The 11,195-nt window shown below is 73.2% G+C and carries 8 protein-coding genes; 2 read left to right on the top strand and 6 right to left on the bottom strand.

The window, feature by feature from the left end:
- Window positions 1-138: 138 nt before the first annotated feature.
- The 4 genes from ACZ4YL_RS20770 to ACZ4YL_RS20755 all read right to left on the bottom strand — a co-directional run bounded on the left by ACZ4YL_RS20770 (window position 139) and on the right by ACZ4YL_RS20755 (window position 6,027).
- Window positions 139-1,854, bottom strand: coding sequence for an LCP family protein (locus ACZ4YL_RS20770; RefSeq protein WP_468118243.1), 1,716 nt, complete (start codon window positions 1,852-1,854; stop codon window positions 139-141).
- A gap of 59 nt (window positions 1,855-1,913) precedes the next feature.
- Window positions 1,914-3,644 carry an LCP family protein gene (locus ACZ4YL_RS20765; protein WP_468118241.1) on the bottom strand — a complete coding sequence of 577 codons (1,731 nt, stop codon included), beginning with the start codon at window positions 3,642-3,644 and terminating at the stop codon, window positions 1,914-1,916.
- A gap of 221 nt (window positions 3,645-3,865) precedes the next feature.
- Complete coding sequence (locus tag ACZ4YL_RS20760) at window positions 3,866-5,092, bottom strand: LCP family protein (RefSeq protein WP_468118239.1); 1,227 nt, start codon at window positions 5,090-5,092, stop codon at window positions 3,866-3,868.
- A gap of 185 nt (window positions 5,093-5,277) precedes the next feature.
- Window positions 5,278-6,027 carry a TIGR03089 family protein gene (locus tag ACZ4YL_RS20755; RefSeq protein WP_468118237.1) on the bottom strand — a complete coding sequence of 250 codons (750 nt, stop codon included), beginning with the start codon at window positions 6,025-6,027 and terminating at the stop codon, window positions 5,278-5,280.
- 139 nt (window positions 6,028-6,166) lie between these two features.
- On the opposite strand from ACZ4YL_RS20755, the gene ACZ4YL_RS20750 reads away from it, so the two are divergent.
- Together ACZ4YL_RS20750 and ACZ4YL_RS20745 are read left to right on the top strand one after the other, a co-directional pair.
- Window positions 6,167-7,555 carry a peptidoglycan recognition protein family protein gene (locus ACZ4YL_RS20750; RefSeq protein WP_468118236.1) on the top strand — a complete coding sequence of 463 codons (1,389 nt, stop codon included), beginning with the start codon at window positions 6,167-6,169 and terminating at the stop codon, window positions 7,553-7,555.
- A 274-nt stretch (window positions 7,556-7,829) separates the two neighbouring features.
- On the top strand, window positions 7,830-8,828 hold the full coding sequence (locus tag ACZ4YL_RS20745; protein WP_468118234.1) for a DNA-3-methyladenine glycosylase family protein: 999 nt from the start codon (window positions 7,830-7,832) through the stop codon (window positions 8,826-8,828).
- A 91-nt stretch (window positions 8,829-8,919) separates the two neighbouring features.
- Here the strand turns inward: ACZ4YL_RS20745 and ACZ4YL_RS20740 are convergent, their stop codons facing one another.
- Together ACZ4YL_RS20740 and cofD are read right to left on the bottom strand one after the other, a co-directional pair.
- On the bottom strand, window positions 8,920-10,218 hold the full coding sequence (locus ACZ4YL_RS20740) for a coenzyme F420-0:L-glutamate ligase (protein ID WP_468118232.1): 1,299 nt from the start codon (window positions 10,216-10,218) through the stop codon (window positions 8,920-8,922).
- On the bottom strand, window positions 10,215-11,174 hold the full coding sequence (gene cofD / locus ACZ4YL_RS20735; protein ID WP_301370592.1) for a 2-phospho-L-lactate transferase: 960 nt from the start codon (window positions 11,172-11,174) through the stop codon (window positions 10,215-10,217). Before cofD ends, ACZ4YL_RS20740 begins: the two co-directional genes overlap by 4 nt.
- Window positions 11,175-11,195 lie beyond the last annotated feature (21 nt).

The following is an 11,195-nucleotide window of genomic DNA, read 5'->3' as shown; positions in this document are numbered from 1 at the left end:
ATCCACCACCCCCCCCCCCCCCCCCCCCCCTCCTCCCCCCCCCCCCCCCCTCCCCCACCCCCCCCCCCCCCCCCCCCCCCCCCCCCCCCCCCCCCCCCCCCCCCCCCCCCCCCCCCCCGGGCCCCTTTCGCGTGCCTGCTACCAGGTGAAGCCCGGCTGGACCGCCATGCAGGCGCCCTCGTTGTCGCCGTTGAGCGCGTGGGCCGAGGTCGGGGCCACGGTCGGGGCGGGCGGCGGCGGGGTCGGCGCGTTGCCGGTCCGCCAGTCCTTGCCGACGAACAGGGTGATCCCGGGGACCTCCTCGGACTTCTGCACCGAGGTGGCGGGCAGGCCCAGGGCGGTGGCCACGGCGCCCGCGTCGGCCGCCTGGGCGTCCGTGGCGTAGCGGACGACCGTGGTGTCCTCGGCGCCGGTCTGGGTGTCGGCGGCGGCCTTGGTGAAGCCCTTGCCGGTCAGCACCGCGGCCACGTCGTTCGCCCGGTTCCTGACCCGGGTCTCGGCGCCGTCCTTGCCGCCCGTGGCGTTGCGGACGGTGACCGCGATCTTCGCGGGAGCCGCGGCCGGGGCCGTGCTCGGAGCCGTGCTCGCAGTCGTGCTCGGGGTGCCGGGTGTGCCCGGGGCCGCGGAGACGCCCGGTGAGGGGGACGCGCCGCCCTCCGGGGTCCCGGAGCCCTTGCCGTCGAGCGCGATGTCCTCGCGGATCATCCGGAACACGGCCTCGGCCTCGTTCGCCATGGGCTCGACCCGGCCGTCCATGCCGGGCCTGGTGCTGTACACCCACGGCATGGTGGTCATGGTGATCCGGCCCGGGGGCACCTTCTTGAGCTCCATGCTCAGGTCGTACAGCTTGTCGATCTTGTTCAGGCCGTTGTCCACGACCATGGCCTCGATCGCCGCCTGCGCCAGGCTGTTGAGCTTCACCGGGTTGGTGAGTTTGGCGTTCTTGCGGAACTCGCGGGCCATCGACGTCATGTACTGGTGCTGGGCGTGGGTGCGGCCGATGTCCGTGCCGTCCTCGAAGCCGTAGCGGGTGCGCAGCCACTGCAGGGCCTGCTCGCCCTGGATGACGCTCGTGCCCTTGGGCAGCTTCAGGCCGGAGCCCTTGCCGTCACGGGTGCGGGAGTGGATGTTCTCCTCGACGCAGACCGGGACGCCGCCGATGGCGTCCGCCATCGAGACCACACCCTTGAAGTCGATCATCATGAAGTGATCGATGGGGATCTTGGTCAGTTCCTGCCAGGTGGCGACCGTGCAGCCCGGACCGCCGCGCTGCAGGGACTCGTTGGTCTGTACGAGGCCCTTGCTGGCGGGGTGCACCTTGCCGCCCGGCTCGGTGCACTTGGGCATCATCAGGATCGTGTCGCGCGGCATCGAGACCACCGACATGTTGCTGCGGTCCGCGGACAGGTGCAGCAGCATCTGCACGTCCGCCAGCGGCGGGCCGCCGAAGGTGTCCGTGGCCCCGCCGAGGGACTGGTTGGCCTCGTCGTCGCGCGCGTCGGAGCCGATCAGCAGGATGTTCAGCGGGGTCTGCCCGAAGGCGTTGGGCTTGGAACCGCCCAGCTTGGTCTCACCGAGGTTCAGCTCGTCCGTGTGGATGCTGCCGTTCAGATGGCGGTAGTACAGGTATCCGGCGGCCGCCGTCCCGAGTATCAGCAGGGACAGCACGGAGGCCGTCCAGCGCAGCACGCGCCGCCGGCCCTGTCTGCGGGTAGGTCCGCCGCCCGCCCGGCGAGCCGCACCGGAGCCGCCCCGCTGTGGGGGCACCGTGCCGGACGCGCCCGCCCCGCCGCCGGATATCTCCCCGGCGGCCTGGGCGTTCGCCCCCTCCCCTCGCACGCTGCTGCGCCTCACACGTCCCCCTCAAGATCCTTCTTGGTCAACGGAGTGCCGGTGTCACCGGCAGATTCCTGCTACTTGGCGCAGATCGCCTTGTCGGCCTGCGCCTGCTGCACGTCCTCGGGCAGCTGCTGGGGCACCGGGGCCCCCAGCGGGGCGCCCGGCTGCTGGAAGTCCGGACCCAGCGTCAGCTTCATCGGGGTCTTCGCCGGGGCGTCCGCCGTCCCCACCTTCAGCGCGGTCGCGGGCAGGCCCATGATGTCCGCCAATGCCCGGGCCTGGTCGGCCTGGTTGGGGGCGTACTCCAGCTGCGTGGCGCCGACCTTCGCCGGGGCGTTGCCGACGTTGCTGGACCTGGGCACGCCCTTGCTGTTCTGCAGCCAGTTCAGCGTGGTGGAGGCGGCACCCTTGGGGCCGCCGCCGTTGTAGATGCTCACCCGCACGTCCGCCGCGGCCGCGCGGTTGCCCTGGAGCAGCGCGTCCTGCTTGGCCTTCGCGTCCGCGTCGGCCGCCTCCTTGGCGGCCTGTTCCTTCTTCTCGACCTCCGTGAGCGAGACGTCCCCCCGGATCATCTGCAGCAGCGGATCGGCCAGGGTGTGTTCGACGACGACGGTCGCCTTCTTGCCCTCCGGCTCGGCCGGGTTGTCGAGCACCGGGAGGGTGGTGAAGGTGATGTTCTTCGTGTCGATGCCCTTCAACTCGCCTGCCAGATCGGTGAGTTTGCCGATGGACCCGATCCCCGAGTCCACCCCCAGCGACTTGGTGGCGGCCTCCGCGAGGGAGAGGAACTTCTTGGGGCTGGTCAGCGTCTCCTTCGACTTCATCTCACGCATCATCGAACCCAGGAACTGCTGCTGGATCCTGATCCGGTCGAGGTCGCTGTTGTTGCCGAAGCCGTGCCGGGTGCGGACGAAGGCGAGGGCCTGTTCACCCTCCAGGCGGTGTTCGCCGGCGTCCAGCTTGAGGTGGGAACCCTCCTCGTCGTTGACGGGCTTGGCCAGGCACACCGGCACTCCGCCGACCGCCGTGCTCAGCGTCTTGACGGCGTTGAAGTCGGCCATCATGAAGTGGTCGACCTCGATGCCGGTGAGCTCCTTGACCGTTCGCATGGTGCAGCCCGCGTCGCGGCCCTCCTGGCCCAGGCTGGTGTTGAACCGGGTGCCCTTGGTGGGTGCGATCGTCTTCGTCGATCCGTCCGGCTGTTTCGTCGGGCAGGCCGGGATGTTGGTGATCAGGTCGCGGGGGATGGACAGCGCGGTCGCGTTGGTCCGGTCCTTCGAGACGTGGAACAGGATCGTGGTGTCGGCGTGGCCGACGCTGTCCTTGTCCCCGTAGCTCTCGTTGCCCGCGCCGGTGCGCTTGTCGGTTCCGATGACCAGGATGTTGATCGGCTGGTCCTTCTTGAAACCGCCGGTGCCCGCGCCCGCCACGTCGGTGACGCTCAGGTTGCCGTTCAGGTGGTTGTAGTAGAGGTACCCCGCCACGGAACCGCCGACCAGCAGGAACGCCAGCGCACTCCCGGTGATGACCAGCGCCTTCTTGCGCCCGCCGCCGCCGAGCTTGCGGGAGCGTCCGCCGCGCCGACCGCCGGGCGGCGGGTCGCTGCGCCGCGGCTTCGGCACACCGGGGGCGGGTGTGGTGGGGGCTGAAGGGGCAGACGGTGATCTGCGGGGTGCGGTGACCTTGGGCCGCGCTTGCGCGGCGGAGTCGGCCAGTCGCAGTTCGTAGTTGCCGGTGCGGGGATTGAGCACCCACTGGTCTGCGGGGTCGATCTCGTCCGCCCGCCCACGGCTTTGCGCATCCACGGTTGCTCGAATCCTCCGTCGGTGCCTCGCGACGCGCCTCCCCCAGGCGCACGGTCAACGATCCGGCTGCTGGTGCCCGCCTCTGGTACGGCCGGGCACCGGATCGCTCACCCTATCCGCCCTGTTCGGCGGCAAACCATGCTGGTGACAAATTCCACTCCCCTTATAACGGGGTGAACCACCCATCCTGCTCGGTTCGGGCACCGGCTTTTGGGATTGCTTTACCGGCAGTCGGCGTTACCTGCAGTGGTTCCGGTGAAAGTGGGGACGGGTACCTGAGGTGTGACGGTTCCCTCGTCGGTGGAGTCCGTGTCCGAACCGGCCTCCGTGCCCGCCTCCCGGCCCTGGGCCGCAGCTGCGCTCGGCGTGGGCTCCGGCGGGGCGACCGTGACCGGCTTGTCCATCCGCAGCTGCTGGAACAGCCGCTCCGCGTCGGGCTCGACCAGCTCGTCCCGGTTCGGGTCGGGCGCGTACGGCTTGCGGGGCACCGTCAGGAACTTGACCTGATCGGTCGGGATGTCCCGCATGCCCCGCACGAGTTCGTACAGGCCGCGCAGCGAGGCCAGTCCCGGGTCCGTGGTCACCGAGGAGGTCGCCGCGTCCAGCAGCGGGTACAGCCGCGCCGGATTCAGCAGCACCCCGTTGCTCTGCACCTTCTTGACGAGCGAACCGAGGAACTGCTGCTGCCGGTCCATCCGTTCGGTGTCGCTGCCGTTGCCCAGGCTGTGGCGGGCGCGGACGTAGCCCAGGGCCTGCTCGCCCCGCAGGGTCTGGCGCCCGGCGGCGAGCCGCAGCTTCGCCTCGGCGTCGTTCACCGGTTCCCTGAGGCAGACCTCCACCCCGCCGATGGCGTTGACCATCTTCTTGAACCCGCCGAAGTCGATCACCATGTGGTGGTCGACGCGGATCCCGGTCAGCTTCTCCACCGTACGGATCGTGCAGGCGGCCCCGCCCCACTGGAACGCCCAGTTGAACTGCGCGAACCGCTCGGCGGTGCGGCTCCCGTCCACCTGCCGGCAGGAGGGGATGTCCGTCATCAGGTCCCGGGGTATCGACACCGCGGTCGCGCTCCTGCGGTCCTGCGGCAGGTGCAGCAGGATCGTGGTGTCCGAGCGCTGGGTGCCCCCGTCCTGCCCGTACTTGGCGTTGTCCTTGCCGGAGCGCGAGTCCGAGCCGATCAGCAGGATGTTCTGGGCCCCGGTGGCCAGGTGCACCGGGCGCTCGCGCTCGTAGCGCCGCAGCTCGGCCGCGGCCGAGGTGTCCTCCGTGATGTTCCCGTCGAGCTTGTTGTAGAGCCACCAGCCGGTGGCCGAACCCGCCAGGACCAGGAAGACCGCCCCGAGGCCGATCCAGCGCAGCAGCCGGCGCCGGCGCCCGCGGGTGCGCGGGGGCCGCCCCGCACCCCCGGCCGCGTCGGTGCCGCCCGGTATGCCTGCGCTGTCCGTCACTGGCGTCCGTCCCCTCGCCGCTACGACTGCGGGCCGTCGGCCGTACGGGTGAGCACGGCCACTGCCGATGCTGCCCCCGGGACGCCGGAGCAGCCCGGGGGCGGGGGCTTGTCTAGGGCCGTGCGGGTGACAAATCGCCCGTACCTGCCTCTCACCAGTGTGAGCGACAGGCCCCCGGGCGGCGATCAGACGGTGTGGGTGACGCGCTCGCTCTCGCTGCGCTGCGCCAGCCCGTCCGCCGGGAGCCGGTCCAGGTTCCGGCACAGCACCACGGACCCGCCGGCGGCCAGCGGGGCGTAGAGCCCGGCCGAGAGCCCGTCCCAGGTGTCGTAGCCGTGCCCGGTCAGCACCCGCGAGCCCGCGCCGAGACCGAGCTTCGCCGCGTCCTCGCGGGCGCGGGCCACCAGCGCCGTGTGCGCGAGCTCCGCGCCCCCGACGACCAGCGCCGGGCCCTCGGGATCCACCGGCACGAAGGGCGCGAAGCGGTCGCCCTGCCCCGGCACCTCCACCGCGTAGTCCGCGAACCCGGCCGGCGGCTGCGGGAACCGGCCGCCCAGCGGCCGCAGCGCGAGCGCCACCCGCTCACCTCCGCACGCCAGGGCCCGCTCCAGGGTGTCCGGCCCGCTGACGACGAGATCCGCGTCCGCCGGATCCCCGCCGACCTCGGCGACGACCCCGACGGAGGCACAGGCGAGCAGCCACACCGCGCTCTGCCAGTGCGCCGGGAGCATCAGCGCGAGCCGGTCCCCGGGCTCGGCGCCCAGGTCGCCCTGGAGCAGATTGGCGGTCTTGGCCACCCAATTGGCGAAGGTCGCGACGGACAATTCGACGCGCTCGCCGGTGGCATCGTCGTAGAAGGTGACGAGCGGGCGGCCCGGATCGGCGGCGAGCGCGGATCGCAGCAGGTCGGCAGGGGTGCGGTCAGTGGCGTTCACCCGGCACAGCGTACGCGGGCCCGTCCCCCGTACGGGGGCCGTCGGCTCCTCCGTACGGGGGACGGGTGCGCGCGTCGGACCGGACGGAGCGTCAGTTCTCGGATGGCGCCGGGCGATCCGCGTGCTCACCATCCTTTTCATGCGTGGATTCCTTGCTTCCTCGATCGGCGTCGCGACGGCCGCCGTACTGGCCCTGCCCCTCGCGCTCCCCACCCCCGCCCTGGCCGAGACCGCCCCCGTAACCCCCGCCGGTTCCACCCAATCGCTGCCGCTCGTCCCGCTGGGACCCTCGGCGACGCGGGCGCCCGGAGTCCCCGGAATGAGCGCCTCCCCCAGCCGCCCCGAGACGCAGGGCCTGACCGCACGCGAGGTCAAGACGTTCTCGCTGGTGGGTGTGGTCTGGGACGACGCGGCCACCGAACTGCACGGCCGGGTCCAGGTGCGGACCCGCTCCACCCGGACCGCCACCTGGTCGGACTGGCAGGACGTCGAGACCCACAACGGCGAGCACGCCGCCGACCCCGACGCGGCGGAACGCGGCTCCCGCCGGATCCGCGGCGCCACCGCCCCGCTGTGGGTGGGCGAGTCCGACGCCGTGGAGGTCCGCGTCCGGGCCGAATCCGGCGCCCCGGCCACCCGCGCCCCCTCGCGGCTGCCCACGGGCATGCGGATCGAGCTGGTCGACCCGGGCGCGGAGACCCCCGCCGCGGGCTCCGACGGCAAGAACACCGGCCCCGTCGGCGACGGCAAGGGCGAGGTGGCGGTGCCCGCCATGACGATGGAGACGGCGGAGTCCTCCGCCGCGAACGTCCCGCACGCCTCGCTCGGCGCGAACGAGATCACCGCACTCGACAAGGCCGACTCCACCGCCGACGCGATCTTCGCGAGCGACGGCGAGCTGACCGCCGCGGCCGCCCCGTACATCGGTCCGCGCCCGAGGATCGTCACCCGCAAGGGCTGGGGCGCGGACGAGAGCCTGCGCGAGTCGGGCTTCGTCTACACGAGCACGGTCAAGGCGGCCTTCGTCCACCACACCGCCTCCGGCAACAACTACGCCTGCAAGGACGCCCCCGCGGTCCTGCGCAGCCTGTACCGCTACCACGTGATCAGCAGCGGCTGGCGGGACTTCGGCTACAACTTCGCCGTCGACAAGTGCGGCACGGTCTACGAGGGCCGCGCGGGCGGGGTCTCCAAGGCGGTCCTCGGCGCGCACACGATGGGCTTCAACACCAACAGCATGGGCGTCGCGGTGCTGGGCACCTTCACCTCCTCGGCCCCGCCCGCGGTGGCGGTCGACGCGGTCGCCCGCCTCACGGCCTGGAAGCTCGGCCTCTTCGGCCGGGACCCGCGCGCGAAGACCACCCTGTCGTCGGGGGGCGGCAACCGCTACCCCAAGGGCAAGAAGGTGTCGATGAACGTCATCTCCGGCCACCGGGACGGCTTCGCCACCCAGTGCCCGGGCGCGAAGCTCTACGGCAAGCTGGGCGCCACCCGCAAGGCCTCGGCAAAACTCCAGGGCCGCCCGTAGCCTCCGGCGGTCCGCAGGGGCCGTGGGTGCGGCGCCGTTGCCGGGGGTGCTGCCCCCGGACCCCCGCGCCTCAAACTCCCCCAGCTACCGCTGGGAGGCGCCCCCCTGGCGAGGCTGAAAGATGCAGCCCCGCCGGGCACACACAGCCCCTCCGGCGTTTGAGGAGCAGGGGTCGGGGCGGAGCCCCGGTCTTTGAGCCCCGCCGGCGATTGAGGCGCGGGGCCCGGGGCGGAGCCCTGGGGGAGACGGGGCCGGGCAGGGCTACGCTCGGGGCATGGCCGGCCGCTTCGATCCCCTCACCCGCGCCGCGGTCCGCGGCGCGCGCACCGACGTCCCCGCGGGCCCGGGCAGCACCGCCGGCTCCGGCGCCGAAGAACGCCGCTGGACCCCCGACGGCCCGGTCGACCTCGGGCTCGTCCTCGGCCCGCTCCGCCGCGGCCCCGCCGACCCCACCTTCCGCACCACCCCCGACGGCTCGGTCTGGCGCACCGGCCGCACCCCGCAGGGCCCGGCCACCCTCCGCGTGTCCCGCGCGGGCGAGCAGGTGCACGCCGAGTCCTGGGGCCCCGGCGCCGGCTGGTTCCTCGAACAACTGCCCGCACTCCTCGGCGCGGGCGACGATCCGGCCGCCTTCGTACCCCGCCACCGCCTCGTGCACGCCAGCCACCGCCGCCGTCCCGGCCTGCGGCTCACCCGTACCGGCCTGGTCCTCGAATCCCTGATCCCCACGGTCCTGGAGCAGAAGGTCACCGCCGACGAGGCCTACCGCTCCTGGCGCCGCCTGGTCCGGCAGTACGGCGAGCCCGCCCCGGGCCCGGCCGGCCCGGACCTGTACGTCATGCCCGCACCGCGCACCTGGGCCATGATCCCGTCCTGGGACTGGCACAAGGCCGGGGTCGACGCCAAGCGCTCCGCCACCATCGTGCGGGCGGCCCGCGTGGCGGACCGTCTGGAGGAGGCGGCCGCGATGGACCTGCCCGAGGCCGTACGAAGGCTGGAGGCCGTTCCCGGCATCGGCCCGTGGACCTCCGCCGAAACCCTCCAGCGCAGCAACGGCCACCCCGACGCGATCACCACCGGCGACCTCCACCTGCCCGGCATCGTCGGCTACGCCCTCGCGGGCGACCGCGACGCCGACGACGCCGCCATGCTGGAGCTCCTCGCCCCGTACGCCGGCCAGCGCCACCGCGCGGCCCGCCTCATCCTCCTCGCGGGCCACACCCCGCCCCGCCGCGCGCCCCGCATGCCGCGCGGCGACATCGGCCGCTTCTAAGTCCTGTCGTCAGGCGCCCCTGCCCTGCCGGGCCAGGGCCCGCCCGGCAGGGCAGGGGCGGCCCGCCGATCCGCCGGGCTCGCCGCAGGCGTCACCGCACCTCGATGAAGTCCGCCGCGGAGCGCCCCGGCCGGTCCGCCGGGGCCGCCGCCGGGTGTCCCACCGCCACCGTTCCCATCGGGTCCCAGTCATGCGGCAGCTCCAGCACCTCCCGCACCACGTCCCGGCAGAACATCGTCGAGGACACCCACGCCGACCCCAGCCGCTCCCCGGCGAGCGCGACCAGCAGGTTCTGCACGCCCGCGCCCATCGCGACCACGAACATCTCCCGCTCCGCCGTGTCCCGCCGGGCGTGCCCGTAGTGGTGGGCGCCGTCCGTCACCAGACACGGCACCACCAGGTACGGGGCGGCCCGCAGCACGTCCCCGCGCCGCACCCGCTTCGCCACGGACTCCTCGGACTTGCCGTCCGCCCGCAGGTCCGCGACCCACGCGTCCCGCATCGCGTCCAGCAGCCGCACCCGTGAGGCCTCGGACTCCAGCAGGACGAACCGCCACGGCGTCGTGTGGTGGGGGGCCGGGGCCGTCACGGCCGCCGCCACCGCCCGCCGCACCGCGCCCGGGTCCACCGGTTCCGCGGTGAAGGCGCGTACCGTACGGCGCTGCGTCACGGCTTCCCGTACCGCTTCCGAGGTGCCCAGCCGGAACATGTCGTCGGCCGGTGAGCGCACCAGGTCCCGGGCCGAGGAGCCCTCGCCCATGACGTGGGCCAGCCCGCGCACGACCGCCACCGGCAGCCCGGCCGCCTTGCCCTTGACCAGGTCACCGGCGGCGGCCAGCTCGTCCGCGGTCGCCACCACCGTCGAGCTCAGCGGATTGCCGTGCGCGTCCGTGCCGCCGCGCAGGTCGTCCAGGACCCGCACACCGGCCGAGCCGATCGCCACGTCCGTCAGCCCGGTGCGCCACGGCCGCCCGAAGGTGTCCGTCACGACCACGCCCACGTCCACGGACAGGGTGTCGCGCACCCCGGCGCGGATCGCGGCGGCCGAGCCGTCCGGGTCCTCGGGCAGCAGCAGCACGGTGCCGGGGGCGGTGTTGGAGGCGTCCACGCCGGCCGCGGCCATCACCAGGCCCTGCCGGTTCTCGACGATCCGCAGCGGACCCCGGCGCGCGACGACCCGTACGGTCTCGGCGTCGATCGCGGCCTCGCGCGAGTCGGCCTCCACGATCCGGCCCTCGGCCTTGGAGACGATCTTCGAGGTGACCAGCAGGACGTCCCCGTCGCGCAGGTCGGGGGCGGCCGTCGTGATCAGCTTCGCCAGGTCGTCGCCCGGCCTGACCTCCGGGATCCCGTCGAGCGCCCGCACCTCGTACGCGGGCACCCGCGTCACCGGGAGGCCTCCGCCAGCTCCAGTGCGGCGCGGGCCATCTCCGCGGTGGCCTCCACGTCGGTCATCATCAGCGGCACCGCGCGGCAGGTGATCCCGGCGGCCTCGACCTCCGCGACGGCGTCCGCGTCCGAGGTGTCCACGAGCCAGCCGTCCAGCAGCCCGGTCCCGTAGTGCAGGGCGACCGCGGCGGCGGTGGACTCGACACCCACCGCGGCGAGCACCTTGTCGGCCATTCCGCGCACGGGCGCGCCCCCGACGATGGGGGAGAGGCCCACGACGGGCGCCCCGGCGGAGGCCACGGCGTCCCGGATGCCGGGGACGGCGAGGATCGTGCCGACCGAGACCACGGGGTTGGACGGCGGGAAGATGATCACGTCGGCGGCGGCGATGGCCTCCAGCACACCGGGGGCGGGCTTGGCCTGCTCGGCCCCCACGGGCACGACCGCCTCCGCGTCCACCGAGGCGCGCAGCCGGACCCAGTACTCCTGGAAGTGGATGACGCGGCGTTCCCCGGTGCCGGCCTCGGTGATCGCGACGTGGGTCTCGACCCGGTCGTCGGACATGGGCAGGAGCCGTACGCCGGGCTGCCAGCGGTCGCAGAGGGCCTCGGTGACGGCGCTCAGCGGGTAGCCCGCGCCGAGCATCTGCGTACGCACGATGTGAGTGGCGAAGTCGCGGTCGCCGAGGCCGAACCAGGTGGGTCCGACCCCGTACGCCGCGAGTTCCTCCTTGACGGTGAAGGACTCGTCGGAGCGGCCCCAGCCCTGGTCCTCGTTGATGCCACCGCCGAGGGTGTACATCACCGTGTCCAGGTCGGGGCAGACCTTGAGCCCGAAGAGGTGAATGTCGTCACCGGTGTTGCCGATGACCGTGATGTCCGCGTCGGGCACCGCCGACTTGAGTCCGGACAGGAACCGGGCGCCGCCTATACCGCCGGCCAGAACAACAATGCGCATGCAGACAGTCTGTCAGCCGGA

It is taken from the genome of Streptomyces sp. NPDC030021 (assembly GCF_055574035.1).
The sequence above is the reverse complement of the archived record's forward strand: the minus strand, read 5'-3'. Positions and strand labels throughout refer to the sequence as shown.